Origin of the sequence: Actinoplanes ianthinogenes, assembly GCF_018324205.1 — a bacterium.
In the GTDB taxonomy this organism is placed as follows: Bacteria; Actinomycetota; Actinomycetes; order Mycobacteriales; family Micromonosporaceae; genus Actinoplanes; species Actinoplanes ianthinogenes.
The window spans coordinates 8595864-8622487 of record NZ_AP023356.1 but is presented as its reverse complement, the minus strand read 5'-3'; the positions used below and the strand labels follow the sequence as shown (position 1 = coordinate 8622487).

29 protein-coding genes are annotated in these 26624 nt (G+C 72.8%); 17 read left to right on the top strand and 12 right to left on the bottom strand.

From position 1 onward, the window contains the following. Positions 1-12 precede the first annotated feature (12 nt). Positions 13-795, top strand: a complete 783-nt coding sequence (locus Aiant_RS38865; protein ID WP_189334984.1) for a sulfite exporter TauE/SafE family protein — start codon at positions 13-15, stop codon at positions 793-795. A gap of 78 nt (positions 796-873) precedes the next feature. Next, positions 874-2181 carry a guanitoxin biosynthesis pre-guanitoxin forming N-methyltransferase GntF gene (gntF, locus tag Aiant_RS38860; protein ID WP_229831114.1) on the top strand — a complete coding sequence of 436 codons (1308 nt, stop codon included), beginning with the start codon at positions 874-876 and terminating at the stop codon, positions 2179-2181. Positions 2182-2211: 30 nt separating this feature from the next. On the opposite strand, the gene Aiant_RS38855 is transcribed toward gntF, so the two are convergent. Next, positions 2212-2511 (bottom strand): hypothetical protein, encoded by a 300-nt coding sequence (locus Aiant_RS38855; protein ID WP_189334985.1) that lies wholly within the window; start codon positions 2509-2511, stop codon positions 2212-2214. Positions 2512-2640: 129 nt separating this feature from the next. After that, a complete protein-coding gene (locus Aiant_RS38850; RefSeq protein ID WP_189334986.1) occupies positions 2641-3321 on the bottom strand; it encodes a TetR/AcrR family transcriptional regulator in 681 nt (226 codons plus the stop codon). Between the two features lie 118 nt (positions 3322-3439). Between Aiant_RS38850 and Aiant_RS38845 the strand changes: the two genes are divergently transcribed. The 4 genes from Aiant_RS38845 to Aiant_RS38830 all read left to right on the top strand — a co-directional run bounded on the left by Aiant_RS38845 (position 3440) and on the right by Aiant_RS38830 (position 6471). Beyond that, positions 3440-4882, top strand: coding sequence for an MFS transporter (locus Aiant_RS38845; RefSeq protein ID WP_189334987.1), 1443 nt, complete (start codon positions 3440-3442; stop codon positions 4880-4882). Positions 4883-5021: 139 nt separating this feature from the next. Then, complete coding sequence (locus tag Aiant_RS38840; RefSeq protein WP_189334988.1) at positions 5022-5240, top strand: hypothetical protein; 219 nt, start codon at positions 5022-5024, stop codon at positions 5238-5240. A 114-nt stretch (positions 5241-5354) separates the two neighbouring features. Beyond that, positions 5355-5948, top strand: a complete 594-nt coding sequence (locus tag Aiant_RS38835) for a hypothetical protein (protein WP_189334989.1) — start codon at positions 5355-5357, stop codon at positions 5946-5948. A gap of 67 nt (positions 5949-6015) precedes the next feature. Next, positions 6016-6471, top strand: coding sequence for a GNAT family N-acetyltransferase (locus tag Aiant_RS38830; RefSeq protein WP_189334990.1), 456 nt, complete (start codon positions 6016-6018; stop codon positions 6469-6471). 106 nt (positions 6472-6577) lie between these two features. Here the strand turns inward: Aiant_RS38830 and Aiant_RS38825 are convergent, their stop codons facing one another. Beyond that, positions 6578-7324 carry a S1 RNA-binding domain-containing protein gene (locus Aiant_RS38825; protein ID WP_189334991.1) on the bottom strand — a complete coding sequence of 249 codons (747 nt, stop codon included), beginning with the start codon at positions 7322-7324 and terminating at the stop codon, positions 6578-6580. Between the two features lie 60 nt (positions 7325-7384). After that, positions 7385-8311, bottom strand: a complete 927-nt coding sequence (locus Aiant_RS38820) for a LysR family transcriptional regulator (protein ID WP_189334992.1) — start codon at positions 8309-8311, stop codon at positions 7385-7387. Positions 8312-8383: 72 nt separating this feature from the next. On the opposite strand from Aiant_RS38820, the gene Aiant_RS38815 reads away from it, so the two are divergent. Both Aiant_RS38815 and Aiant_RS38810 read left to right on the top strand, forming a co-directional pair. After that, on the top strand, positions 8384-9313 hold the full coding sequence (locus tag Aiant_RS38815; RefSeq protein WP_189334993.1) for a DMT family transporter: 930 nt from the start codon (positions 8384-8386) through the stop codon (positions 9311-9313). After that, positions 9306-10061 (top strand): enoyl-CoA hydratase/isomerase family protein, encoded by a 756-nt coding sequence (locus tag Aiant_RS38810; protein WP_189334994.1) that lies wholly within the window; start codon positions 9306-9308, stop codon positions 10059-10061. The genes Aiant_RS38815 and Aiant_RS38810 overlap by 8 nt, the downstream gene beginning before the upstream one ends. Here the strand turns inward: Aiant_RS38810 and Aiant_RS38805 are convergent. After that, the gene (locus Aiant_RS38805; protein WP_189334995.1) at positions 10034-10909 is read right to left on the bottom strand and encodes a TolB family protein; all 876 of its coding nucleotides are present in this window, start codon (positions 10907-10909) and stop codon (positions 10034-10036) included. The two genes, Aiant_RS38810 and Aiant_RS38805, sit on opposite strands and share 28 nt — an antisense overlap. A 122-nt stretch (positions 10910-11031) precedes the next feature. Between Aiant_RS38805 and Aiant_RS38800 the strand changes: the two genes are divergently transcribed. Both Aiant_RS38800 and Aiant_RS38795 read left to right on the top strand, forming a co-directional pair. Next, on the top strand, positions 11032-11634 hold the full coding sequence (locus Aiant_RS38800) for a DedA family protein (RefSeq protein WP_189334996.1): 603 nt from the start codon (positions 11032-11034) through the stop codon (positions 11632-11634). 147 nt (positions 11635-11781) lie between these two features. Next, on the top strand, positions 11782-12513 hold the full coding sequence (locus Aiant_RS38795; protein WP_189334997.1) for an alpha/beta fold hydrolase: 732 nt from the start codon (positions 11782-11784) through the stop codon (positions 12511-12513). On the opposite strand, the gene Aiant_RS38790 is transcribed toward Aiant_RS38795, so the two are convergent. Beyond that, complete coding sequence (locus tag Aiant_RS38790) at positions 12504-13421, bottom strand: alpha/beta fold hydrolase (RefSeq protein WP_189334998.1); 918 nt, start codon at positions 13419-13421, stop codon at positions 12504-12506. The two genes, Aiant_RS38795 and Aiant_RS38790, sit on opposite strands and share 10 nt — an antisense overlap. Positions 13422-13482: 61 nt before the next feature. Here Aiant_RS38790 and Aiant_RS38785 point away from each other — a divergent pair, with 61 nt between their 5' ends. After that, on the top strand, positions 13483-14157 hold the full coding sequence (locus tag Aiant_RS38785) for a TetR/AcrR family transcriptional regulator (RefSeq protein ID WP_229831116.1): 675 nt from the start codon (positions 13483-13485) through the stop codon (positions 14155-14157). A 151-nt stretch (positions 14158-14308) separates the two neighbouring features. Here the strand turns inward: Aiant_RS38785 and Aiant_RS38780 are convergent, their stop codons facing one another. From Aiant_RS38780 to Aiant_RS38755, 6 genes are read right to left on the bottom strand one after another with little or no spacing between them, the layout of a single operon-like run. Next, entirely contained in the window at positions 14309-15136 is an 828-nt protein-coding gene (locus tag Aiant_RS38780; RefSeq protein WP_189334999.1) for a hypothetical protein, read from the bottom strand. Next, a complete protein-coding gene (locus Aiant_RS38775) occupies positions 15133-16203 on the bottom strand; it encodes a glycosyltransferase family 4 protein (RefSeq protein WP_189335000.1) in 1071 nt (356 codons plus the stop codon). Before Aiant_RS38775 ends, Aiant_RS38780 begins: the two co-directional genes overlap by 4 nt. Beyond that, complete coding sequence (locus Aiant_RS38770; protein WP_189335001.1) at positions 16203-16541, bottom strand: hypothetical protein; 339 nt, start codon at positions 16539-16541, stop codon at positions 16203-16205. Before Aiant_RS38770 ends, Aiant_RS38775 begins: the two co-directional genes overlap by 1 nt. Beyond that, positions 16538-17257 carry a hypothetical protein gene (locus Aiant_RS38765; protein WP_189335002.1) on the bottom strand — a complete coding sequence of 240 codons (720 nt, stop codon included), beginning with the start codon at positions 17255-17257 and terminating at the stop codon, positions 16538-16540. Before Aiant_RS38765 ends, Aiant_RS38770 begins: the two co-directional genes overlap by 4 nt. Positions 17258-17270: 13 nt before the next feature. Then, a complete protein-coding gene (locus Aiant_RS38760; protein WP_229831118.1) occupies positions 17271-18422 on the bottom strand; it encodes a glycosyltransferase family 4 protein in 1152 nt (383 codons plus the stop codon). Continuing rightward, positions 18415-19314: an NAD-dependent epimerase/dehydratase family protein gene (locus Aiant_RS38755; RefSeq protein ID WP_189335003.1), complete on the bottom strand. Its 900-nt coding sequence runs from the start codon at positions 19312-19314 to the stop codon at positions 18415-18417. Before Aiant_RS38755 ends, Aiant_RS38760 begins: the two co-directional genes overlap by 8 nt. Positions 19315-19408: 94 nt before the next feature. Between Aiant_RS38755 and Aiant_RS38750 the strand changes: the two genes are divergently transcribed. From Aiant_RS38750 to Aiant_RS38725, 6 genes are all read left to right on the top strand, one after another. Next, positions 19409-19771: a metalloregulator ArsR/SmtB family transcription factor gene (locus Aiant_RS38750; RefSeq protein ID WP_189335004.1), complete on the top strand. Its 363-nt coding sequence runs from the start codon at positions 19409-19411 to the stop codon at positions 19769-19771. Beyond that, positions 19768-20253 carry an SRPBCC family protein gene (locus Aiant_RS38745; protein WP_189335005.1) on the top strand — a complete coding sequence of 162 codons (486 nt, stop codon included), beginning with the start codon at positions 19768-19770 and terminating at the stop codon, positions 20251-20253. The genes Aiant_RS38750 and Aiant_RS38745 overlap by 4 nt, the downstream gene beginning before the upstream one ends. 94 nt (positions 20254-20347) lie before the next feature. Beyond that, positions 20348-22069: a S8 family serine peptidase gene (locus Aiant_RS38740; RefSeq protein ID WP_189335006.1), complete on the top strand. Its 1722-nt coding sequence runs from the start codon at positions 20348-20350 to the stop codon at positions 22067-22069. A gap of 97 nt (positions 22070-22166) precedes the next feature. Next, the gene (locus Aiant_RS38735; RefSeq protein WP_189335007.1) at positions 22167-24671 is read left to right on the top strand and encodes a putative bifunctional diguanylate cyclase/phosphodiesterase; all 2505 of its coding nucleotides are present in this window, start codon (positions 22167-22169) and stop codon (positions 24669-24671) included. A gap of 31 nt (positions 24672-24702) precedes the next feature. After that, positions 24703-25155, top strand: coding sequence for a hypothetical protein (locus tag Aiant_RS38730; RefSeq protein WP_189335008.1), 453 nt, complete (start codon positions 24703-24705; stop codon positions 25153-25155). 78 nt (positions 25156-25233) lie between these two features. After that, positions 25234-26607, top strand: a complete 1374-nt coding sequence (locus Aiant_RS38725) for an SGNH/GDSL hydrolase family protein (RefSeq protein WP_189335009.1) — start codon at positions 25234-25236, stop codon at positions 26605-26607. Positions 26608-26624 lie beyond the last annotated feature (17 nt).

Sequence of the window (26624 nt, the reverse complement as noted above, 5' to 3'; positions counted from 1 at the left end):
TCGTTCTCGATCATGGACGTGGGGACCGGGGTGGCCGGCTTTCTCGCCGGCCTGCTGATCTCCGTGGTCACCTCACCGGTCGGGGTGTCCGGGGCGGTGTTCCTGCTCCCGGTGCAGCTGAGCGTGCTGCACGTGCCCAACCCGGCGGTGACGCCGACGAATCTGCTGTTCAACGTGGTCTCCGGGCCCGGCGCGCTGCTGCGTTACCGGCGGAACGGGCAGCTCACCGGGCCGCTCGCCCGGCTGCTGATCGCCGGCACCGTTCCCGGCGTGATCGTCGGCGCGGTCATCCGGGTGTTCGCCATCCCCGGCCCCCAGGTCTTCCGCCTGGTGGCCGGGGCGGTGCTGCTGCCCCTCGGGCTGTGGCTCTGCGTCCGCGCACTGCGTCCGGGAACTCCGGACCGGCCGCCGCTGCCGCGACCGGCCATCGTCGGGCTCAGCCTCGTCACCGGCACGGTGGGCGGCATCTACGGCATCGGCGGCGGCTCGATCCTCGGCCCGATCCTGGCCGGCCGTGGCACACCGATGAGCCAGATCGCCCCGGCCGCCCTGGCGTCGACGTTCCTGACCTCGATCGTGGGCGCCGCGACCTACGGGGTTCTGGCCCTGAGCACCAGCGGGGACATCGCGCCGCACTGGGTCCTGGGGCTGCTCTGCGGAGCGGGCGGCCTGGCCGGCGGCTATCTCGGGGCCCGCCTCCAGCCCTACCTGCCGGAGCGCACGTTGCGGCTGCTGCTCGGCGTCCTGGCCACCGCCCTCGCCGTCGTCTACCTGGTGCAGGGCCTCACCGGCTGACGCCCTGTCGGCAAGGTGACGTACGCATCGGGCACCGTTCGCCGTCTCCCCTCATGACCTTTCCGTTGAGGAGGAGCGATGGGAACAGCGCTTGTTCCGCCGGTGCGCAGCGCCAAAGGCTCGGCGATGTCGCCGGTCGCCGCCTGGGCCACCAGCCTGGTGGCCACGGTGGCGGCCACCTGGGCGCTGGACGCCTGGGCGGCGGCCACCGGCGCCGCCCTGGTCGCTTCCGGGCTGCTCACCGGCCTCGGCCATCGGTGGGTGGTGGTGGTCCTGCTGGTGAGCTACACCGTCTGGGTGCTCGGGTTGCGCGCCAACCTGGGGGCGAACGGGAGTCTGCTGGCGGCGACGGGGACGAGCACCAACGTGCTGTCGAAGCTGGCGTACGACCTCACCCGGCGCCGGTTCGGTGAAGGTTCCGCCGCCCGGCTGGCCGCTGCCGTGGCGTACACCGCCACCGAGGTCGCCAAGGAGGTGCCGTATTACGTGGCCGCGTTCGGCGCCGCCGCCGCGACCGACGCGATCACCACCGACGAGGCGCTCATCTTCCTGGCCGGGGCCAACCTCGGCGCCGCGTTCTACGAGGCCGCACTCGCTCGCCTCACCCGGACCGTCGTGGGCCGGGACCGCGGACACGCGTCGTTCGACACCGACTGGGTGCCCGCCGAATACCTCACCGACTACTACCGCAGCGTCGAACCGGACGAGATCGCCACCATCGCGTTCCTGGTCGACGCGATGCGCCACGCCGAACGTGACCAGCCGATCCTGTACTTCGGGACCGGGCCCACGCTGCACCACGTGTTCGCGTGCGCCGAGACGGCGTCCGAGATCCATCTGGGCGACTATCTGCCGGAGAACCTGGCCGAGATCCAGCGGTGGATCGAGCGCGCGCCGGACGCCCACGACTGGCGGCCGTTCGTCCGCTACACCCTGCAGTGCGAGGGCAACCCGCGCCCGACCGAGGACGAGGTGACCGCGCGGGAGGACCTCACCAGGGCGAAGATCACCGATCTGGTACGGGTGGACGCCCACCACCCCCGCCCGGTGCAGCGGAACTATCCGATGGTGGTCAGCGCCTACTGCGCGGACTCGGCGACCGCCGACCGCGCCACGTGGCAAGTGTTCATGCGGCACATCACCGGCCTGGTCGAGCCGGGCGGCCTGTTCCTCACCGCGGCGCTGCGCCGGTGCCGCGGTTACACGGTCGGCGGCAAGACCTTCCCCGGCGCCGACATCGACGAGCACGACCTCCGGGCGACCCTGCGACCCGAGTTCGCACCCCGCCACCAGAAGATCGAGGTCATCCCGACGGCGCAGCACGACGCCCACGGCTACGGCGCGATCGTGCTCTGCCGCGCCCGCCGCACCCGGCCGACGCCCTGAGCGGCAGGAGACATCAGCAGCAGGTGCCACTCAGTCGCCGGAGATCCAGAGGTATCCGCGCGCCCGGGTCGCCTCCTCGATCAGCACCCCCAGCGCCTGCACGTCGGCCCGGAGCTCGGGTTTGCGGCTCGCGATCTCGTCCAGCTCCGCGGTCAGCTGCGGCAGCTGGATCAGATTGATCATGGTGTCGCCGTAGGAATCGATCCTCGACACCAGGGGGTGCCGCTCCCGGTCGCTCGCCGCCACCAGGCGTTGCAGCGACGGGCCCGCTTCCCCGCCGGCATAGCGCCGCTCGTGCACCTGATTCTCGACATACACATCGAGCCCCACCGCCGCGCCCCCTTACCGCCGGGCCTCGTCGATCTTCTCCCGCGTCAGCATGCTCGCATGCGTACTCAACCGATCGCTGTCCACTAATGCCTCGAGCAGCCGCGACGGGGTCGCGTACCGAAAAGGGCTTCAGGCGGGCCGGGTGAGGGTGGCGATGCCGGCGAGGATCAGGTCGACGCCGGCCAGGAACTGGGCCCGGTCGTCGTGGTCGCGGAGCTGGGCGGCGATGGTGCGCAGGAACGGGTACTCGTCGGTGTCGAGGCTGTTCCAGAGGGCGGCGACCATGTCGAGGACCTCGGTGCGGTCGGTGCCCTGCTGGACCGAGCGGGCCATCGCGGCGTTCTGGGCGGCGACGCCGAGGATGTAGTTGAGCAGGGCGGACGCGGCGAAGAACTGGGCCGGGCCGGGGACGCCGAGGGCCTGCACCTGGCGGCCGATGCGCTCGAAGACGCGCAGGGTGGTGGACTGGGACGCCAGCTGGGACATCTGCTCGCCGGCCCAGGGGTGCGCCTCGATCGCGTCGAAGACGCCGATCGCGACGGCCCGGATCGCCTCCTGCGGGGTGCCACCCGCGTCGGCGGGCGGCATCGCGCCGGTCAGGATCGCGTCGGTGGCGGCGGTGAGCAGCTCACCCTTGTTCGCCACGTGCCAGTAGATCGCGCCGGGGCCGGTCTTCAGGGTCGCGCTGAGCGCGCGGAAGGTCAGCGCGCTCTCGCCGCCGGCGTCGAGCATCTCGACGGCGGCCTCGATGATCCGCTCCTTGGACAGGGCGTCCTCGCGCCGCTCTGTGTTCCGCGTCCTAGTCGCCATGGGGACATCTTGACATGCCTGGAACGGCGTTCCAAACTAGGTCTCATGGAACGACGTTCCAGAGATATGCCGGCTAGGCGGGGATAAGTCCCCCACGGTCCTACGAGGGGGTTCCCTGATGAGCACCACTGTCCTGGACGCGCCGGAGAAGGCGCGCCCCACCTCACTGCGGGCCGTGTGGCCCGCGATCCTCGGGCTGTCCGTCGTCTTCCTGGTGGAGATGCTGGACAACTCGGTGCTGAACGTCGCTCTGCCCCGGATCGCGCGGGAGCTGAACGCCTCGGCGTCCGACCTCCAGTGGATCACCACCGGGTACTCGCTGCTGTTCGGCGGCCTGATGATGGCGTTCGGCGCGATCGCCGACAAGGTCGGCACCCGGCGGATGATGCTGATCGGGCTGAGCCTGTTCGCGCTCGCCAACCTGGCCGTCCTGCTGGTGCAGACGCCCGGCCAACTGATCGCGGTGCGGGCCGTCATCGGCATCACCGCGGCGATGACCGCGCCCGGCACCATGGCGCTCTGCTTCCGCCTGTTCGACGCGGAGAACCTGCTGATGCGGGCCACCTCGCTGATCACCACGGTCGGCCTGATCGGCATGGCGGTCGGCCCGACCGTGGGCGGCCTGGTGCTCCAGGTGCTGCCGTGGGAGACCCTGCTGCTGATGAACGTGCCGATCGCCGTGCTCGCGATCTTCTGCATCCGGTTCGGCATCCCGGCCGACGACCCGGCGCACCGCAACACCGCGCCGCTCGACCTGCCCGGCGCGGTGCTCGGCACCACCACGATCATCCTGGCGCTCTGGTCGGCCACGCAGGTCGTCGAGCACGGCTGGCGGCACGCCCTGCCGTGGCTGGGCAGCGCGGTCGTCGCGGCGGTCGCCTTCGCGGTGCGGGAGCGGACCACCGCCCACCCGATGTTCAACTTCGCCCTGATCAAGCGGCCCGCCGTCTCCGCCGCCCTGGCCTACGAGGCCGCGATGGGCCTGGGCATGGCCGCCATCGCGTTCAGCGTCTCGCTCCAGTTGCAGCTGGTCTGGGGCTGGTCGCCGGCGCAGGCCGCGCTCGGCAACCTGCCGCAGGTCATCGTGATGCTCGCGATCGGCCCGTTCGTCGAGAAGATCGTGGACCGGCTGGGCACCGGCCGGGCCGCCCCGCTCGGCGCCGGCGCGGTCATCGCGGGTCTGCTGATCTACGCGCTGCTCGGCCGCTACGACTACGCCTGGATCGCGATCGCCCTGGCGCTGACCGCGGCCGGCATGCGGGTGGTCGCCACCATCGCCGGCGTCACCGTGATGCGCGGCCTGCCGGAGGACCAGACGTCGACCGGCGCCGCCCTGAGCGACACCAGCCAGGAGGTGGCCGGGAGCGTCGGCATGGCGGTCGTCGGCACCATCGTGGCCGCCGCGCTCAGCGGGTCGCTCTCCGAGGTGGGCGCCTCGCCGGCCGCCGCCCACTCCTTTGAGAACTCGGTGACGGTGGCGACCCTGGCCCTCACGGCGGTCTGCACCGTGCTGGTCACCTGGGCCGCGCGCCGGGCGGGCAAGGCCCCGGCCGAGGCCTGAGCACCGGACGACCACGCCGGCCTCGTCGCTGACCGCGACGGGGCCGGTTTCGGCGTACCGTCGCTGGTCACCACCCTGACGGGCGACGCCCGGGCGCGGCGCGCCGGGATGACGACCACCGGTCGCTAGGTTGGTGATCATGGACAAGAACGAGGAGCGCGGCATGCTGCGCCGGTTCCTGTCCTTGGTGCTGGCTGTTCTGCTGGCCGCCGTCAGCCCCGTCGTCGCCGACGACACGTCCGGTGTGGACGTCGAGGCGCCGGTCACCGTGGTGGTGGCCGATTCCACGCGAGTCCTGTTCGACCAGGTCATCGCGTCCGCGGGCGATTCCCGCGCACCGCCCGCCCACTTCGCGTAGGCGCGAGCGCTCCAGGCGTACCCCAAACGGGTCTTGCTGTTGATCTTTCCTGTCCAAGGAGCTTTTTCAAGCATGAATGTCATGTCTCAGGTGCTGCTTGCCGACCCTCGGCCGATGGCGATCTGGCTGATTCTGGTGCTGGTGTCGGTGCCGGCGTTGCTGCTGCTGGGGAACCCGGAGGCGATGCGGGATCCGGTCCGGACCGTGCTGAACGCGCTGCGTGTGGAGCAGCGGCGGCCGGTCCCGGCGGTGTGGCAGGTCGAGGAACCGGCGGTGGCCTGGCGGGAGGTCGCCTGGGAGGCGGAGGAGCGGGCCGACGACGCCTGGCGGACCTGGCAGCAGGCGGAGGAGCGGGTCTCCCGGGCGCGGGCCGCGGCGGCGTTCGCGGCGCCGGAGTCGCCGCGGACCGCGGCTGAATATGCGGATCGGGAACGGTTCCTGCACCGGACGGTTCGGGGTGCGGTGGAGCGCGGGGACCTGCCGGTGGCGGCGCTCCGGGCGCAGTGGGATCCGCGGCTGCATCCGGTGGAGCAGGAATTGGTGCTGCTGCGGGCTGTCGCCGCCCATCGGCAGCGATTGTTCCGGCAGGCGACGGCCGATGCGGCGGTGGTCGCGGCCCGGCCGATCCCGGCCGTCACCTACGCGGTCAGGCCGGTGGCCCGTCGGGCATTAAATCCCTTCCTCGGGTACGGCAGGATGGCTGTGTGAGTGAAAAGGACTGGGATGGGCCGAGCCGCGGCGGTCGCCTCATCAGCCGGCGCACTCCGGTGTCGTCATGAGTGTTCCCGGGCTGGAGCTTCGGACCGCGGTGACGGACGACCTGCCGGGGCTGCGGGAGGTGTACCGGGCGGCGTCGTTGTCGAACGCGGGAGACGCTCCGGTGCTGCTGGCTCGCCCGGAGTACCTGGTGTTCAGCGGCGACCGGATCGAGGCGGGTGGCACGGTGGTCGCGCTGGCCGAGGGGCGGGTCGTCGGGTTCGCCACGGTCGCGGACGGGGACGAGCTCGAGGATCTCTTCGTCGATCCGGGGTGGCAGCGCCGCGGGATCGCCCGGGTGCTGGTCCGGCGGATCGCGGAGGCCGTGCGGGAGGCGGGGCACAGCCGGTTGTGGGTGACCGGGAATCCGCACGCCCTGGAGTTCTATCGGGCCGCCGGGTTCGTGGAGGTCGACCACATCGCGACCGAGCTGGGTAACGGCCTGCGCATGGCGCTCGACCTGACTGGACCTTGATGGCCGACACCGGCTGCGGGTGATCGGGCAGCCGCCGGATGCGGGCAGGTCTTGCCGTCGCCGGAGCAGGTGGCCTCCTCGGCGCCGTGCTGGAACGATCTCGCCATCACCCGCAACGCCGCAGCGCGACGCGCCGCCGGGCAGGGTCGATCGCGACGATGGCGACGGTGACCTCGTCGCCGACCCGCACGGCCTGCCCGGCCCCGTGGATCAGCCCCTCGATCCCGTCCGCCACCCGCACGAAGAGCCCGAACGGCACCACCTTGGTGACCGATCCCCGCAGCACCTGCCCGACCGCGACCTCCCGCGCGAACTCCCGGAACGGATCCGGTCGCAACGCCCGCAACGACAGCCGAGCCTCACCGTTCGTGGTGTCGAAGGCCAGGAACTCACAGGTCACCCGCTCCCCCACGGTGACGATCTCGGCCGCGTCCGCGAACCGCCGCCAGGACAGCTCAGGCATGGTGAGAAACCCGACCCCGGGAAAGACCGGATGCTTCGGTCCCTCGTCCAGATCCACGAACACGCCGAACCGCTCGATCGCCGCCACCGTCCCGGACAGCCGCTGCCCCGGGACCAGGCCCTTGAGGAACGCCCACAGCTCCGGGTCCTCCGTCGCCGCCCGGGAGAGCCGAACCCGCCCGGCCGCCTCATCGACCGCTATGACCTCGGCAGAGATCCGCTCACCGACCTCGATCGATGCCCGGGAGAAGGTGCGCCAGGACAGGTCCAGCGGTCCGATCTCCCCGGCCGGCCCATCGAGATCCACCGACACCCCGGCCCCGGTCACCGCCGAGACCGTGCCGGTGACGAGGTCCCCGACACGCACCGCCTGAAACTCCTCCGCGTCCACACCACGATGATCCCTGGCGAACAGGTAAATGCCGGCGTGCGTCCGGGCTCCGCCCGCCCGTCACGGTTCCGCGGTGGAGAAGCGGCGGGCCTGGTCGGTGACCGCGGACAGGAAGGCGGTGAGGGCCGGGGACGGCGGGGTGTCGCGGGTGACGACGACCAACCGGCGGCCGATACGCCCCTCGGCGACGTCGCGGACCGCTATCGCGGGGTCCACTGCGGGCAGCGCCAGCGGCGGCATCAGCGCGACCGCCCCGGTCAACCGGACCAGTTCGAGCTGGACGTCGGCGTCGTTGGAGTAATGCCGCAGGTCCGGGTCATACCCACCCAATGCCCGGCACGTCCCGACCACCATCGCGTGATGCCCGGTCCCCTCGTCCGCCGCCGTCCACACGTCATCGCGCAACCCCGCGATCGGCACCGGCCCGCCCCCGGCCGCGAGCGGATGTCCGGCCGGCAGGATCACCCGCACCGGCTCCTCCAGCAGCACCGCGAACCGCAACCCGGCCGGCCGCGACCGCGGATGCCCGTCATACTCGTCGCCGATCACCAGGTCGACCGTCCCGAGGCTCAGACTGGGCAGCGCCTCCTCCAGTTCCAGCTCGAAGATCTCCGGCCGGACCAGCGGATGCTCCGCCCGCATCCGCGCCACCGCCGGGATCAGCAGCCGGCGAGCCGCCGACTGCAAACCGCCGGCCCGCACCGTCCCCCTGATGTCGTCGTTCAACGCGGCCAGGTCGGCGGCGGCCGCCTCGGCCGCCGAGAGCAGCACCCGCGCATGCCGGGCGAGGACCCGCCCCGCCTCGGTCAGCCGCACCCCACGCCCGGCTTTCTCCAGCAGCCGCGCGCCGGTCTCCTTCTCCAGCAACGCCAGCTGCTGGGACACCGTCGACGGGCTGTAATCCAGCGCCGCGGCGACCGCGCCGAGCGTCCGCCGCTCCTCCAGCTCCCGCAGGAACCGCAGCCGCCGCAGGTCGAACTCCATCATCCGGGAATCCTAACGATTCAGATCCAGGAATCATCGCTGGATCCGAACGTTCCGAGGACCGATGCTCGACGCATGGGTCCGATCCTGTGCCTGCTCTCGGCAGCGTCGTTCGGCGCGCTGGCGATCTTCGGCAAGCTCGCCTACGACGCCGGTGTCTCCACCGGCGCCCTGCTCCTGATCCGGTTCGGCCTGGCCGCCGCCCTGCTGGCCACGATCGTGCTCGGCCGCCCGGAGCTGCGCCGCGCGGTGACCCGGGCCGCGCCCCGGGTGCTGGTCGTCGCCCTGCTGCTCGGCGCGGCCGGCTTCACCGTGCAGGCCGGCCTCTACTTCTCGGCGTTGCGGCTGATCGACGCGTCGTTGCTGTCGCTGATCCTGTACACCTATCCGGTCCTGGTCACCCTGGGCGCGGTGCTGCTCGGCCGGGACCGGCTGACCGGCAAGCGCGTCGTCGCCCTGCTGGCCGCGTGCACCGGCATCCTGCTGGTCCTGCTCGGCAGCGGCACGGTGAGCTTCCGGCCGCTGGGTGCGCTGCTCGCCTTCGGCTCGGCGGTGACCTACACGATCTACATCCTGGTCGCCGACACGGTCGTGCATCGGCTGCCCCCGGTCGTACTGTCCATGCTCGTCATGCTCGGCGCGACGACCGCACTCGGTGCTCGTGCGCTGGTCACCGGCGGGGTTGATCGGGGTTTTCCGGCGATCGGCTGGTTCTGGCTCGCGTGCATCGCGGTGGTCTCCACCGTGCTGCCGATCTTGACGTTCTTCGCCGGGATGCGCCGGACCGGGCCGTCGACCGCGGCCATCCTGTCCACCTTCGAACCCGTGGTCACCGCCGCCCTGGCCGCGCTGATCCTCGGCGAGGCGCTGACCTCGGTGCAGCTGGCCGGCGGCGTCCTGGTGCTCGCCTCGGCCGTCGTCCTGCAACTGCGGACCCGCGACAGCACGGTTCCGCAACGCGGCGCGATGCGCTATGTATCGAGGCGAGGGGGTGCCCATGATTGAACTGGACGAGGTCGACGGGATCACCGTGGTGCGGCTGGCCCACGGCAAGGTCAACGCGCTCGACCTGGAACTGCTGGAACGCATCACCGCGACCTTCACGGCGCTGGACACCGGCCCGGCGCCGGCGATCGTGCTCACCGGGACCGGCCGGGCGTTCTCGGCCGGGGTCGACCTGTGGCGGATCATCGACGGCGGCGCGGCCTACGTGCACGCGTTCCTGCCCGCGCTGGAGGCGGCCTTCCTCGCCGTCTTCACGGTCGGTAAACCGGTGGTGGCGGCGCTCAACGGGCACGCCATCGCGGGCGGCGCGATCCTGGCCGCCGGCTGCGACCACCGGATCATGGCGGACGGCGCCGGCACGATCGGGGTGACCGAGCTGCGGGTCGGCGTGCCGTTCCCGGCCAGTGCGCTGGAGATCCTCGGCCACGCGTACGGGGAGCCGCAGGCCCGGCGGCAGATCATCGCCGCCGACACGCTCGGCCCGGCCGCCGCGCTCGCCGCGGGCCGCGTCGACGAACTGTCGCCGCCGGAGGAACTGCTGAAGTCCGCGGTGGCGACCGCCCGGCGGCTGGCCGCGCAGACGCCGGCCGACACGTTCCGCCTGACCAAGCAGCAGTTGCAGGCCACGGCCCGGCGCCGCCTGGCCACCCGCCCGCCGGACCTCGACCCGCAGGTGTCGCACTTGTGGGTGCGAGCGGCCGAGGACGGCCGGCTCCGCGACTACATGGCCGCGGTCGGGAACGGATAGTCGACGTAGGCGAACCGGCGAGAGTCCGGAGCCCAACTGTTGACGTTGATGGTGCCCTGCCCGCCGGCCAGCGTGACCACCGTGCGCGCGGCCGCCCAGTCACCACCCTCCACGACCCGCAACTCGACCTCCCGATCGGCCGGATGCCCCTGCGTGCCCGGCGGATAGCTCAGGTAGACCGCCCGGCTGCCGTCCGGCGAGACGTGCGGGAACCAGTTCACCCGCTCGTCGAAGGTGAGCTGCTCCAGCCCACTCCCGTCCGGCCGCAGCCGCGCGATCTGCGCCTGCCCTGGCGTGAACCGCTCGGTGTTGCAGTGGATCCACTCCCCGTCCGGCGTGTATTCCGGCCCGTCGTCACGCCCGCCCCCGGCCGTCAGCCGCATCGACGGCCCGCCGTCACACCCGATCGTCCAGAGCGTCCCCGCGTCCCAGCGCTGCTCCTCGATGCCCACGTAGGCGAGCGTCTTCCCATCGGGGCTGACCCCGTGCAGGAAGTGCATCCGGTCCTCGTGGGTCACCCGGCGCACCTGTCCCCCGCGCAGATCCGCCTGGTAGATGTGCCCGTCGTCGGCGGAGACGAACGCCGCTTCGCTCACCGGGTCCAGCACGTGGTCGTTGTTCAGCCCCGGCAGGTCGTCGAGCAGAACCTGGCGCGGCGGCGCCGAACCGTCCGCCGGCAGGCGCCACAGCACGCCGTCCCCGTTGAGGATCAGGTCGCCGCCGGAGGTCCAGTTGGGCGCCTCGAACAGCACCGTGGCACTGCTGTGCACGAGGGTGCCGATCCCGGTCGTGACGTCGTGGACGTGCACTCGGCAGATCTGGTTCGCGGCGAGGAAGCGGGCAGCCATGGCCCCATCATCCGGCAAGCCGGGGTGGAGTTAACCCCACCCCGGTCCGGCCGGTTGGCACCATCGAACGGGGCCGCTCCGATCCGTACGGTCAATGACGACGGATCGAGGGAGGAACCGGAATGCTGGACCACCTGATGCCACTGCTCGCCTCGCCGTGGCTGTACGTGGTCGTCTTCGCGGCCGTGGCCATGGACGGCTTCCTGCCGTTCATGCCGTCCGAGGCCATCGTCATCGCCGCCGGCGCGCTGTCCGCCACCGGTTCGCCGAACCTCGTCGCGCTCGGCGCGGCCGCCGTCGCCGGCGGCATGGCCGGCGACCAGATCTCCTACCGGATCGGCCGCAGAGTCGGCGGCCGCATGCGGCACGGCCGCCTGGCCGAGGCGATGGGGAGGGCGAGAGGTCTGCTGCTGCGTCACGGTGGGATGCCGATCCTGGTCGGCAGATTCCTTCCGTACGGCCGGACCGCCACCACCGTGACCGCCGGTTCGATGTCCCTCCCGCCCGGCCGATTCCGCCTGTTCAGCGCCCTCGCGAGCACCGCCTGGGCGGCGTACGTGATCGGCCTGGGCCGGGTGGGCGGCGCGACCTTCGCCCATTCCCCGCTCCTGGGCGCGGTGTTCGGCGTGGTCCTCGGGATCGCCCTGGCCGGCCTCTGTGCCCTGGTGGAGAAACGCCGCCCGGCCACCCGGGAACGCGAACTCGCCGGCGCCGGCCACCGCTGACACCGAGGACCGGCGGCAACGGCGTCTGGCCGCCAAGCACAGCCCCCGCGCCGCCGGTACTCTCCGCATACCCAGGTTTCCGGAGAGTTACGCGCATCGATCTCAGCCGGGGCGCCTCTGATCACATCCGGATGGCAGACTCCAGGAATGGACCTTCGGTTGACCGGCGGCGGAACCGGCGAGCCCCTCCTTCTCCTGCTGCACGGCCTGGGCGCCACCGCCGACGTCTGGTCCGGCTGGGCCGCACTGCTGGAACGCCACTGGCCGGGCCGCTGGCTGGCCCCGGACCTCCCGGGTCACGGCGGTTCCGCGCCGCTGCCCGACTACACCTTCGACGCCCTCGCCGAAGCTTTGCTCCCCCTCGTCCCGCCCACCGGCCCCACCGTCGTCCTGGGCCACTCGCTGGGCGGCGTCGTAGCCCTCTCCCTGGCCGCCCGCACCCCGGTCACCGCCGTGATCGGCCTGGGCATCAAGGTCACCTGGACCGCCGAGGAACTGGCCCGTGCACAGTCCCTGGCCACCCGCCCGGTCACCTGGTTCGACTCCCGGGACGAAGCCCTCACCCGCCACCTGCGGGTATCCGGCCTGACCGGCCTCCTGTCCGACGACCCACAGGGCCTGGACGAACGAGACGGCCGGTGGCGCCTGGCCCTGGACCCCCGCGCCTTCAGGGTGGGCGCGCCGGACATGCCCGCCTTGCTGGCCAAGTCGCCGTGCACGGTCACCCTCGCGCGCGGGGAGCACGACCCGATGAACACCGACGCCCAGCTGACCGCACTCGGCACCCCCGCGGTCACCCTCGCGAACCTCGGCCACAACGCTCACGTGGAGAACCCGGAGCAGTGCCTCACCCTGCTCGCCCCCTGGTGTCACCCGTGACGCGGCGCCTTCATCGGCCCGGTGGCCAGGGCGCGGATCTCGCCGGCCACGGTGGGCCAGACGGCCCGCGGCAGGTCGTGGCCGACACCGGGCAACTCGACGTAGCGGGCGCCCGGCACCGACGCGGCGATGCGGCGGCCGGCGGCGGGACGGATCAGCGGGTCCCGCTCACCGTGCAGCACCAGGGTGGGCGCACGTAGCCCGCGCAGGCGCGGGCCGTGCCAGGTGGCGCCGGTCTGCCGGGCCTGGGCACGGCTGTCGCGGACACCGCTGCGCAGTCCGGCGTCGAGTTCGCGTTCCACGCGCAGCCGGGCGTCCCGCTCGTCGAACGGGTGACCGGGCGAGGCGATCGCCCGCAGCAGGGCCAGGCCGGCGGCGATGTCGCCGTCGCGGCCGGCGGGGTGGCGCAGGCGCGCCAGCCGGGCGAGGAACGGCAGGCGTACGTAGCGCAGGACGGCCGCCCCGCGTGCGTCACTGGGCACGGCGGCGAACGTGGTCACGGTCCGCACCCGCTGCGGATGGCGCAGCGCGGTGCGCTGGGCGACCAGGCCGCCCTGGGAGACGCCGAACAGGTGGGCGCGCTGCCAGCCGAGCGCGTCCAGCACGGCGACGGCGTCGTCGGCCATGTCCTCGGCGGTGTAGGCGGGCGATCGCCGGCGTAGCAGCGCGGTCAGCGGGTCACCGGCCGGCGTGCCGTCGAAGCGGGTGGAGCCGCCGGCGTCGCGTCCGTCGAATGACACCACGCTGAAGCCGGCGTCGATCAGCGCGGCGACCAGGCCGTCCGGCCACCAGAAGCGGGAGACACCGAGCCCCATGAGCAGCAGCAGCGGCTCGCCGCCGGCGCCGCCGAGGTCGTCGACCGCGAGGCGCACGTCGCCGTTGCGGGCGACAAGCGATGCCTGGCTCATAGCGGCTCCCTTCGAGAACGATGTTCGCGAACACCGTATCCGGAACGGTAGGCTGACCGCAATGGAGAGGGGTCGCATGGAGACGGTGCCGGTGTGGCTTCGGGAACGGCGTACGGGAGTGGGCCGTCCCGCCGAGCGGTCCCGGGCGGAGGTGGTCGCCGCGGCGATCGCGCTGGCCGACGGGGAGGGCCTGGCCGCGGTCTCGATGCGCCGGGTCGCCGCCGAGCTGGGCACCGGGCCGGCGTCGCTCTACCGCTATGTCGACAGCCGCGACGACCTGCTCGACCTGATGACCGACGAGGTGGTCGCCGGCTATGACCTGCCGGCGCCGGGCGGACCCTGGCTGCCGGCCCTGCTGGAGGTGTGCCGGCAGGGGCACGACCTGATGCTGCGGCACGGTTGGCTGCCGGAGCTCGTGCTGACCCGCGCGGCGCTCGGCCCGCACGGCACCGACCTGCTGGAACACGTCCTCGCCGTCCTCGCCGACCATCCGGCGGACACGGGCCGCAAACTGGAGGCCTTCGCGGTGGCGAACGCGCTCACCGCCGCCCTCGCCCTCAACGAGCTCACCGCCGGCTCCGGCGCCCGGCAGCGACAGGGCGCGTACCTGACCCACGCCGTCGCGGCGGGCCGGCATCCCCACCTGACAGCGGCCCTGACCGTTGCCAGACCCGAGCCGGCCCCCCAATTCGAGGACACGGTGTCCCGAGTCCTCACCGGCCTGCTCGGCGAATGAGCCCTTTCCGGGGTCGCGGGGGCGACTCCCCTGATCTGCTGCCGTGGCGGAGAGCTGGGACGAGGCGGAGCTGATCGCGGACGGCTTAGAACGCGCACAACGGGTGCGCGCTATCGCGCCGACGGCGCCTGCTACTGGTTCCGGTGGACGCCTACCACTGACGGGCGCGTGAGGCGCGGGTGAACTGGTCGTCCCAGCGGCGTGGGAACGGCAGCATCCGGTGCTTGTCCCGCCACGGCGCCATCTGCCGGACCGCGTTGAAGCCGGCCGCCGTGATCACCCGGTCCGCGCCCGCGAACAGCGGCCACACCGGGTACCGGTCGGTGTGCTCGACGTCGCCGGGCAACCCGGCCGGGCGACCGGGGGCCGCCAGCATCAGCCGTGGGCGGCAGCGTTCCAGTTCGGCGCACTCCCGGGCGTACGCAAGAAGGTCGTGAATCTCCGACGGCGGCCCGGCGTGCGCGATCAACCAGACGCCGTCGGCCGCCGAGGAATCGGAATCGGATGGCGGGTCGCTCAGTGACAGGCGGTCGCAGGCCACCGAGGTGCGCGCGAGGTGAGCCGCGTGCGCCGGGTGCAGGTCCTCCAGGATCCAGGTCTGGTCGAACTCGATCGGCTCCGCCGGCAGCAGCGACCGATAGGCGTCCCAGCGCAACAACCGCGCCAGATGCACCGTCCGCACAGCACGCGCCAGAGCGGTCCGCACAGCGAGCGGATAGGCGGCAAGCTGCGCGCGTGGCATGGCAACCAGCTCCCCGTCGATCCCGAACGGGAAGGCATCCACCACCAGCACCGACGGCTTCAGCGACGGCAGCGCCGCGGGCGGCAGCACCCGGTGCGGCCCGAGCACCCGCGGATCGCCGGCGAACCCGGAGTCCGTCAGGATCGTCGCCGGCTCGTCGTCGTGCACGGTGTGCAGGTAGGCCCGGATCCGGGTCAGGTGCCCGAGCCCGCCGCCCCGCGCGTAGCAGACGATCACCGCACCGCTGCCAGCACCTTGAGATAACCCTCGGTCTCGGCCGCCACCCCGAACCGCTCCCGGACCCGCCGCGCGCCGGCCGCCCCGAGCGCCGCCAACTGATCGTCGGCGGCCAGCGCGGCGTGATGCAGGGCGGCCCGGCAGCCGTGCGGATCGCCGGCCGCGAACGCGAACCCGATCGACGAGTCGACCAGGTCGGCCAGGCCCCCGGCGTCCGAGGTGAGCAGCGGGATGCCGAGCGCGGCGGCCTCCAACGACACGTTGGGCAAGCCGTCGTAGAACGACGGCAGGGCGATCAGGTCGCAGGCGGCGTAGACGGTGAGCAGCTGATAGCGGTCCTGGAACGGCAGCGCGGTGTGGGCCACCTCGGGGTGCGCGGCCAGCCACTCCTCGATGCCGGGCTCCAGGTCACCGGCGAGCACCACGTGGAAACGGTCCGCGTGCCGGCCGGCCGCCAGGGCGTCCAGCAGCAGGCGGACACCCTTCTTGTTCTTCAGCTGGCCGACCAGGCCGATCGTCCGGCGGCCCGGCTCGACGTGCTCGGCGCGCCAGGCCGCGGCTTTCTGCCGCTCGGAGGGCAGGATCGCCCACTCGGAGGTGTCGATGCCGTTGGCGACCCAGGTGACCGGGGTCGCCGGCGCCAGCCGGGACACCAGCGGCGCGGTCGAGCTGGCCACCACGCAGACGTGGGCCGAGGAGCGCAAGGCCTCCAGCACCACCGGCTGCCGGCGCAGCGAGAACATCCCGGTGTCGAAGTCGTTGCCCCGCAGCAGCGTGATCAGCGGCAACCCGGCCCACGCGGCATAGACCGGGGCGCTGAGCAGCGGATAGGTCCCGCCGAACGCGACCACGTGCGTGTAGTCGCCGATGGTCGGGGCCAGGGTGGTCCAGAGCGAGCGCAGCGCGTGCTCCGGGTCCTCGGTGAGCGGGACCGCGCCGCGCCGGCCCAGGTGCACCACCTCCACCTCGGCCCCGGCCGCACGCAGGCCGCGCACGATCCGGTCGCACGAGGTGGCCATGCCGCCGGGGCTGGGCGGATAGTTCTCGGTGAGCCAGAGCAGCCGCATCAGCTGTCCACCAGGGCGTCGTTCCCGTCGTCGAGGTAGTCCTGCTGCGCGCCGGCGCCCGGGTCGAAGGCGGCCCGATCGTAGGAGTCGAAGCCCGCGTACCACCCCGCGTCCTGATACTGCGCCGCGGTCCGGTGCCGGTGCGCCCGCCGGCGGTAGGCAGCCGCGGCGGCGGGGTGCCCCACCTGGTTACGCGCGGCGGCGCACTCCGGGCACAGGCCGCTCTCGGTGATGTGGCTCGCGCACAGCGGCCGCCCGCAGGCCGGACAGCCGGCGACGGCCATCACCCCGCACTTGCCGAGGGTGAAGAAGCCGGTGGTGACCGTGCAGGGTGTCATGCCGCACCTCTCTGCGGGGTCCAGCGGAACGGCTCGGTGGCCACGCTGAGGATCAGGTCGACCTGCTCCTGGGCGCTCTGCGGCGGCCGGGGCAGCTTGGCCGTGGCCAGCACGCTGCGCCGCTGGCCCTCCCGGACGATCACCCCGATCCACGGCGGCGGCGGGGTGGGCGGGACCTGGCCGGCGACGTCCTTGGGAAACCGGCGGCGGGCGCGGATGATCTGGGTGAGCTTGCTCTTCCGCTTCGTCTTGATTTTGCCGCGGGGGTTGCGCTTGGTGATCCGGCGGGTGCGCTCGCGGTCGACGACCAGGATCTCCAGAACGCTGCCGTCCCGCAGCTCGGCGCGCAGCCGCAACCACGGGTCGACGGTCCACTCCTCGGTGGCCGAACGGATCGGCTTCTGCACCGCCAGCGGGCGCGCCGGACCGGTCTTGCCGGGCATGTTGCGCCCGCGCAGGTCGGTCACGACGCTGAGGTTGCCGGTCGGGCCGAGGTCGGAGCAGAGCTCGATGATCAGTGGCACCACCACGTCGAGGGTGCGGGCCGGCAGCGCCCACTTGGCCCGGCGGACCAGACCGGCATGCTGATAGAGACTGGTGATCAGCGCCGTCCAGCCGTCGGCCGGCTGGGTCGCGGCGAACCCGCGCTGCGAGATCAGCGCCTGGTGCAGCGGGTGGAAGCCGGCGATGGCGGCTTTCTGATCGCGCCAGAACATGACCGGGACCGTATCAGTGACCTGCGACGGTTTCGTACACGGCGGCCAGCCGATTCCGGGCATGGTGCCAGGTGAAACCGTCCTCGATGTGCCGCCGCGCGCGCCGGCCGAGGTCCCGGCAGGCGTCCGGGTACTCCAGCATCACCCGGATGGCCCGGGCCAGCTCGGCCGGCCGGTCCGGCGGCACCAGCCGTCCGAGATCGCCGAGCACCTCGCGGATCACCGGCAGGTCGGAGGCGACCACCGCGGTGCCGGCCGCCATCGACTCCCACACCTTGATCGGGCTGCACCCCTGCTCCAGGTTGCGCGGCGTGGCCGTCAGCGGCGCCACCGACAGTTCGGCGTGCGTCAGCCAGGCCGCGACCTGGGCGTGCGGCAGCATGTGGTGCCACCGCACCCGGTCGGCGATCTCCAGGCGCTCGGCCAGCCGGCGCAGCGGCCGCGCCCGGTTCGCCGACACCGACGAGCAGACGACCAGGCTCAGGTCGGTCAGGTCGGCGAGCCGGGCGAAGGCCCGCAGCAGCACGTCGACGCCCTGCCACGGTTGCAGCGCCCCGACGTAGATCAGGTAGCGGCCCGGGGCGGCCTCCGGTCGCGGCACGCCGGCCGGCGCCGGGTCCGCCCCGTTCGGCACCAGATGCACGCTGTCCGGTGCGGCGCCGCGGTCGATCACGGCGCGCCGGATGACGTACGACGGGACGACCACCGCCGCGGCCTCCGTCAGACAGTGCCGCTCCAGCTCCCGGATCTTCCCGAGCGTCGTCGGTGCGGCGAGCGGCCACGCGTAGGGCAGCTCGATCGACGGCAGCCCGTTCGCCTCGTAGACCAGCCGCGCCCCGGTGTCCAGCGCCGGCAGCGCGCCCCACGGGTCCCGCACGTGACACAGCTCCAGGCTGTCGCGGTGCGGCGCGAGCTGCTCGGCCGCCCACGCGGAGAACGCCTCCGCCCGGTCCAGCAGGTTCGGCACCACCGCGTCGAACCGGACGATCTCGACGTTGCCCTCCCGCTGGTAGGCGGGCAGGCCACCGCCGCCGAGCACGCACAACAGCCCGCCGTCGTAGCGGTCGAACAGCTCCGCCGCCATGTGCCGGATGTGCACCGCCGACCCCTTGCTGGACGGGAACCGGTCGAAGGCGAGATAGGCCGCCCGATGTCCGTCAGCCACGCCGCCGCCCCCGATGCCAGGCGATCTGCCGGGCCAGCCCGTCGTCCAGCCCGGTGCTCGCCGTCCAGCCGAGCAGCCGCGCCGCCCGATCCGTCCCGGCCCACGTGCACGCCACGTCCCCGGGCGCCACGTCCTTCGTCACGGTCGGCGGCGTGGTCCCGAGCAGCCGCCCGATCCGGTCCAGCGCGTCACCGATCGTCACGGTCACCGGACTCCCCACGTTCACCACGGTCCCGCCCGGCAGCGGCACCAGCGCCGCCCGCACCGTCGCCGCCACCACGTCGCCGACGTAGGTGAACGACCGGCTCTGCCCGCCGTCGCCGAACAGCGGCGCCGGCACCCCGTCCAGCCCGGCCTCGATGAACCGGTGAAACGCCATGTCCGGCCGCTGCCTCGGCCCGTAGACCGTGAAGAACCGGAGAACCACCCCGTCGCAGCCGCCCCGCCGCACGATCCGCTCCGCCGCGAGCTTCGATGTCGCGTACGCACTGAGCGGCGCCGTGGCATCGTCCTCGCCGCAGGGGCGTTCCGCGCTGCCGTACACCGAAGAACTGGACGCCAGCACGATCCGCGTCCCGTGCCCGGCGCAGGCCTCGGCCAGCCGCCGCGTGGCCGTCACGTTGTCCCGCCAGGTCTGCGGACCGCCGGAGCCGCGCACCCCGGGCCGCCCGGCCAGGTGCAGGATCACGTCGCTGTCGGCCAGCGGCGCGAGGTCGTCGGCGGCCAGATCGCACTCGGTCACCGTCACCCCGGCGCGCGCCAGCTCGGCCCGGTGCTGGGTGGCGCCCCGCCCGCTCACGTCCACGGCCAGCACGTCATGCCCGCCGGCGACGAGCGCCTCGACCAGGTGGCTGCCGATGAATCCCGCCGCCCCCGTCACCACCACCCGCACAGCAGCACCTTAACCGCCGCCACCTCGCGGGCCGTCCCCGGACCGGCATCCCCGGCGCCTGGCAAATGCGTAACCGATAGGTTACGCTTTCCGGGTGGACGAGGTGGCCGGGGCGATCGCCGATCCGGTGCGGCGGGAGATCCTGCTGATGCTGCGGGACGAGCCGCGCTCGGCGGGGCAGATCGCCGAGCGGTTCGCGATCAGCCGGCCGGCCGTCAGCCGGCACCTGCGGGTGCTGCGCGAGGCCGGCCTGGTCCGCGACACCGCCGACGGGCGGCGCCGGGTCTACGCGCTGGTCACCGCCCCGCTCGACGAGCTGGCCGGGTGGCTGGGGCAGCTGACCCGCCCGGCCGGCTGGCAGCACCGGTTCGACGCGCTGGAGACCGAGGTCTACCGCACCCGCCGCGAGCGGCGCCAGGCCGCCGGCCGGCAGCACCCCCAGGAGGAGATCGCATGAGCCCGACACCCACCGGACGGCTGTTCGGCACCGATCTGGTGCTGACCCGGACCTTCCGCGCACCGATCGACGACGTCTGGGCGAGCGTCACCGACCCGCGGCGGACCGCCCGCTGGTTCGGCCCGTGGGAGGGCGACGGCGGGCCGGGCCGGATCGTCAAGGTGCAGATGGCGCACGAGGAGGGGCAGCCGTGGATGGACATGACCATCGACGCCTGCGAGCCGCCGAGCCGCCTGGCGGTCTCCGCCGGGGAGGACGACGACCGGTGGCATCTGGAGCTGGTGCTGACCGAGGCCGCCGGGGTCACCGAGCTGCGTTTCACCCAGCGGCTGACCGGTCTCGACGGCGTCGGCGAGATCGGGCCGGGCTGGGAGTTCTACCTGGACGCGCTGGTCGCCGCCCGGGACGACGCGGCGATGCCGAGCTTCGACGACTACTACCCGTCGATGAAGGAGCATTTCGAGGCGCAGCGCCCGGAGTGAGACGGGGTTGGGGAGAAATCCTCAAGGTTGCTGTCGCGTTGCCGAAGATCGCCTGCTGAAGGCGGCCGACCGGCCGGCGGCAGGGAGGGCTCACGTGAGTTCGGCTAAGGGAATCAGGCGCGCGGCACTGGCCGTCGGGCCGGTCGTGGCGCTGGCGGTCGGCACCGGCTGCCTGCCTGCTGCGGCGGCGGCCGCGCCGCAGCAGCCGGGCCCGCCGGTCGGGGTGATCGTCGCGCTCGACGAGGGCGCGAGCGTCGCCGGGGTCGAGACCGTCGTGGTGCGCAAGGGCGGCACGGTCGAGCGGGAGCTGCCGATCGTGAACGGGTTCGCCGCGACGGTGCCGCGCTCGGCGGTGGCGTCGCTGCGCTCGATGACCGGGGTGCGGTCGGTCACGCCGGACGGTTCCGGGCATCTGATGGCGGTCGACCCGGTGCTCGGCTACGACACGGCCAAGGACGAGGGTTCGCTCTCCTTCGTCCGGGACGTCATCCACGCGAACGACGCCTGGAAGGCGGGCTACACCGGCAAGGGCGTGGACGTCGCGCTGATCGACTCCGGGGTGGCCCCGGTCGCCGGGCTCACCTCGGGCAACGTGGTGAACGGGCCGGACCTGTCGTTCGAGTCGCAGTACGCCGACGTGCGCTACCGGGACACGTTCGGGCACGGCACGCACATGGCGTCGATCATCGCGGGCCGCGACGCGGCCGGCACCGCGGCGAGCTACACCGCGAGCACCGGTTATCAGGGCGTCGCCCCGGACGCGCGGATCGTCAGCGTCAAGGTGGCCGCCGCCGACGGCTCCGCGGACGTGTCCCAGGTGATCGCCGGGATCGGCTGGGTCACCCAGCACGCCCACGACTACGGGCTCAACATCAAGGTCCTCAACCTTTCGTACGGCACGGACAGCGTCCAGTCCTCGGTGCTCGACCCGCTCTCCTACGCCGTCGAGCAGGCATGGCGCAAGGGCATCGTGGTCGTGGTCGCGGCCGGCAACGACGGCACGTTGCGCCAGGAACTGGCCGACCCGGCCGTGAACCCGTACGTGCTCGCGGTCGGCGCCGAGGACCCGAACCGCACCATCGGGTCCGCGGACGACACGGTGCCGCTGTTCGCCCAGCGCGGCACCGCTTCTCGATATGTCGACGTGGTCGCGCCCGGCGTGCACATCCTCGGCCTGCGGGTGCCCAACAGCTACGTCGACCAGTTCAACCCGCTGGGCCGGGTCGGCACCCGGTTCATCCGGGGCAGCGGGACCTCGCAGGCCACCGCCGTCATCTCCGGCGTCGCGGCGCTGGTGGCGCAGAAGTACCCCACCGCGACCCCGGACCAGATCAAGTATCTGATCACCGCCAAGGCCGTCCCGTTCCCGCTGGCCAAGAAGACCTGGCAGGGCACCGGCCTGGTCGACGTGCAGAAGTCGCTGGCGCTCAGGCCGGCCGACGCGCCGGTGCAGACCTACACCGCGGCGACCGGCGCCGGGACCCTGGAGGGCGCCCGCGGCAGCGACCACGTGGTGATCGGCGGCACCGCCCTGACCGGCCAGAAGGACATCTTCGGCAACACCTGGACCGCGGCCGCCACCTGGAACGGTGGCGCCTACAACGGCGCGTCCTGGACCGGCACCGCGTTCACCGGCGCCGACTGGACCGCGGTGAAGTGGACCGGCGCGGACTGGACCGGCAGCGCCTGGTCGAGCCGCAGCTGGGTCAGCCGTAGCTGGATCACCAGCAGCTGGGACAGTCGCAGCTGGGTGACCGGCGTCTGGTACAGCCGCAGCTGGGTGGCGGACAGCTGGTCGGACGCCTCCTGGAGCTGAAAATGCTCAACTCCCGCAGGTCTCGCGCCGACTAATCGGTAGGGGGCGGCCCGGCTCAGCGCCGGGCCGTCCCCCTTCCGAGGAGAAGGGCAGGGCCGTGGACCGCACCGTGAAGCGCCGCATCAGTGCGCTGATCGTCGTGCTCGCCGCACTCGCCACGGTGCTGTGGTTCTTCGCCGGCCGGCTGCCCGCCCTGGAGTCGCCCGGTTGGTTCATGTGGCTCCTGGTGGCCGTGTTGTCGGCGGCCGCCGAACGGTTCGTCCTGCACATCCAGCTGGGCCGCGAGGCGCAGGGCGTCTCGCTCAGCGAGGTGCCGCTGCTGCTCGGCCTGTTCCTGACCACGCCGGTGCAGTTCGGCGCCGGGCGCACGCTGGGGATGCTCGTCACCTGCGTGGTGCTGCGGCGAGCCAACCCGATCAAGACCGTGTTCAACACGGTGCAGGTGGCCCTCGAGTCGGCGGTCGCGCTCCTGGTCTTCCACGGTGTGCTCGGTCTGGCCGGCGAGGGCACCCTGGGCCGGTGGGCCGCCGCCTTCGCCGCGGCCGGCGCCGTGGGCGCGGTCAGCGCGCTGAGCATCACCGCGGTCGTCGCCCTCGCCGACGGCTCGCTGCGCGCCGGCGACCTGCTGCGCGAACCGGTACGAGGCGCGCTCACCTCGATGGTCACCGCGATCGCCGGGTTGATCGTCGTCGCCCTGCTGTGGCAGAGCCCGTGGAACGCACTGCTCGCGGCGGTCGCGCTGACCGGCCTGACGGTCGCCTTCCGTGCATACGCCGGGCTGGCCGAACGGCATCTCGCCCTGGAACGGCTGCACCGCTTCAGCCAGGCCGTCAGCGACCACCCGGAGATCGACGACGTCCTGCGCACCGTGCTGGCGCAGGCCAGCCAGGTGCTGCATGCCGCCCGGGCCGAGGTGCTCTTCCTGCCGGGCACGCCGGGCAGCGAGGCGGTCCGGATCCGTGCCGGGCGGCACGGGCGCCTCCAGCGCACCGCCACCGCGGTCACCGGCCCGTGGGCACAGGCGATCGACGGCGGCGAGCCGGTCCTGATCACGCGGCTCACCCGCGACGTGCAGGAGCGCGAGTACCTCACCGGCGAGAGCGTCCGGGACGTCATCATCGTGCCGTTGCGCGGCGATGCCGGGCTGATCGGGGCGCTGCTGGTGGCCGACCGGCTCGGTGACGTGCGCGCCTTCGACGAGGCCGACGTGACGCTGTTGCAGACCGTTGCCAACCAGGCCGCGATCGCCCTGGGCAAGGGCCGGCTCGCCGACCGGCTGGAACACCAGGCGGCACACGACGCGCTGACCGATCTGCCGAACCGGACCGCCCTGCACCGCCGGCTGGAGGACATGCTGACCGCCCGCGCCGACTCCGGTGTCGCGGTGCTGCTGATGAACCTCGACGACTTCAAGAAGGTCAACGACACCCTCGGGCACCACCACGGCGACGCGATGCTCCAGCACGTCGCCCGGCTGTTGCGCGAGGCAGTCCCGCCGGAGGTGACCGTCGCGCGGCTGGGCGGCGACGAGTTCGCGGTCCTGCTGCCCCGGGTGAACGGCCCGCAGGAGGCGGTCGACGTCGGTGACCGGCTGCGCGCGGCGCTGCGCACCCCGGCCACCATCGACGGCATCCGGCTGGAGGTGAGCGCGTCGCTGGGTATCGCGGTCGCGCCGGAGCACGGCGACGACGTAGCCGGCCTGCTGCGCCATGCCGACATGGCGATGTACCAGGCCAAGAACACCCACCGCGGCACCGCGGTCTTCGATCCGGCCGGCCCGGCGCCGGAGAGCCCGGCCCAGCTGGCGCTGGTCGGCGAGTTGCGGGCCGGCCTGGGCCGCGACGAACTGCGGCTGTACGTGCAGCCGAAGGCCGACGCGCGCACCGGCGAGGTGGTCGGCGTGGAGGCCCTGGTGCGCTGGCAGCACCCCCGGCACGGGCTGATCATGCCGGACGAGTTCATCCCGATCGCCGAGCGCAACGGGCTGATCAACGCGCTGACCGCCGAGGTGCTGGACCTCGCGGTCACCGCCGCGGCCGGCTGGGCCGCCGCCGGCAACCCGGTGTCGATCGCGGTGAATCTCTCGGCCCGCAGCCTGCTCGGCACCGACCTCGCCGGCGAGGTCGACGCGCTGCTCGCCGCCCGGCAGCTGCCGGCCGGCCTGCTCACCCTCGAGCTCACCGAGAGCTCGATGATGACCGACCCGCGAGGTGTCGCCGCGCTGCTGGCGCAGCTGAACGGGATGGGCGTGCGGCTCTCGATCGACGACTTCGGCACCGGGTACTCGTCGCTGTCGACGCTGCGCCGGCTGCCGCTCGACGAGATCAAGATCGACAGGTCGTTCGTGATGGGGCTCGAGGGCAACGCCGACGACGAGACCATCGTGCGCTCGGTGGTCGACCTCGGCCTCAACCTCGGCCTGCACGTGGTCGCCGAAGGCGTGGAGAACGAGCGGATCTGGCGGATCCTGCGCCAGATGGGCTGCACCCTGATCCAGGGCTACTACCTGAGCCGCCCGATCCCGGTCGGCGACTTCCCGGGGTGGCTCAGCCACTATCGGGAAACCCGGGGCAGCGCGGCCCTGCACGCCGACGCGGCCTGAGGGCTCGCCGGGCGTCGATACGCTCGAGGCCATGTTGACGGCCAGGAGAACGGGCATGTGGCGGGGGCGATATGAGATCGCCTCCGACGGTCGCGCGGTCACCGTCTGGGACCCGTCGTGGTGGCGGACCGGCGGGGACTTCGCGGTCGACGGGCAGCAGTTCCAGGTGCGGGCCAACGGCTGGGGCACCAAGTATCGGATGACCGACCAGACCGGCCAGGAGGTCGCGCTGGTCGAGCGGGCCGGGCGCAAGTACTGGAGGGTGCTGGCCGGCGGGCGGACCTACGAGTTCCGCCGGGCGTCCTTCTTCGGCGACCGGCAGGAGATGCTCGTCGGCGGGGCGCCGGCCGGTTCGGTGCACCGCACGAGCGCGTGGACCGGCGACATCGAGGCGGATCTGCCCGGCCTGTCGTTGCCGCTGCAGATCTTCGTGGTCGGCGTCCAGATCGCGATCTGGCAGGCACAGGCGGCGTCCAGCGGCTGACGCGCCCGGGCATTGAGCACACCCCACTCCCGTGGTAGCGATATCTATCGATGGATTCGCTACGCACGAGGGAGTGACATGCGACGTAAGAGACTGAGCAGAGCTGTCATCGCCGTCTTCGCGTGGGCGGTGCTCACGCCCGCGGTCGCCGTGGCCCAGGAGCCGATCGCCGGCTCCGGCGGCTCGTCCGGGGCCTGGATCGACGCCTGGACCGGCTCGGCGCAGGGTGTCTACCCGGTCGGCTACTCGGTCGCGCAGCCCGGCACGCCGGGCCCGGCCGGCCCGGGGAACACCGCCCCGCTGCTGACCGCCGCGTTCCCGGACAATCAGGCCCGCGACCAGACGCTGCGCATGATCGTGCATCCGAGCGTCGCGGGCCGCAGCTGGCGGATCCGGCTGTCCAACGAGTTCGGCACCCGGGCGGTGACCTTCGGGCGGGCGTTCGCGGGCCTCCAGTCCAGCGGCGGGACCGTCGCGGCCGGCTCGAACCGGGCGCTCACCTTCGCCGGCAAGCGGTCGGTCACCATCCCGGCGGGACGGACGGCGCTGAGCGACCCGGTCGCCGTGACGGTCAGCGACGCGGCGTCGCAGCGCCTGGCGGTGAGCCTGTACGTGGCCGGGACGAGCGGGCCGATGACCTGGCACGCGGCGGCGTTCACCACGTCGTACCTCTCGGGTCCGGGCACCGGCGATCACACCGCGGACCTCGGCGACACCGCCTTCCCGTACTCCACCACCTCGTGGCTGTTCGTCTCCGAGGTGCAGGTGCAGGCGCGGCACCGGGACGCCGCCACGGTCGTGGCGTTCGGCGACTCCATCACCGACGGTTTCTTCTCCACGCTCAACGGCGACGACCGGTGGCCCGACGTGCTGCAACGCCGGCTCGACCGGGCCGCGCCGGCGCGGCGGCCGGTCTCGGTGCTCACCGAGGCGATCGGCGGCAACATGGTCACCCGGATCGGACGTACGCCCGGCGGCTGCACCCCGTGCGACGGGCCGCCCGCGCTCGACCGGCTGGACCGCGACGTCCTCGACCGGCCGGGCGTCCGGGCGGTCATCCTGCTCGAGGGCATCAACGACCTGGGTGGCGGCGGCGCCACCGCGGAGCAGGTGATCACCGGGTACCGGGAGATCGTCCGGCGGGTGCACGCCCGCGGCATCAAGATCATCGGCGCGACCCTGACGCCGTCCGCCGGGACCGCGTTCGGCCTCTACGGCACGCCGGAGACCGATGCCAAGCGACGGACGATCAACGACTTCATCCGTACGAGCGGGCTGTTCGACGGGGTGGCCGACTTCTCCGCGGTCACCGAGGATCCGGCGAATCCCGGGCACCTGCGGCCCGAGTTCGACACCAACAGCACCGCCGGTGGAGCCGGTGACCACCTGCACCCGAACCGCGCCGGGTTCCTGGCGATGGCCGGCGCCATCGATCTGAAGCTTCTCTCCTGACCGCGCGCGACGGGCGG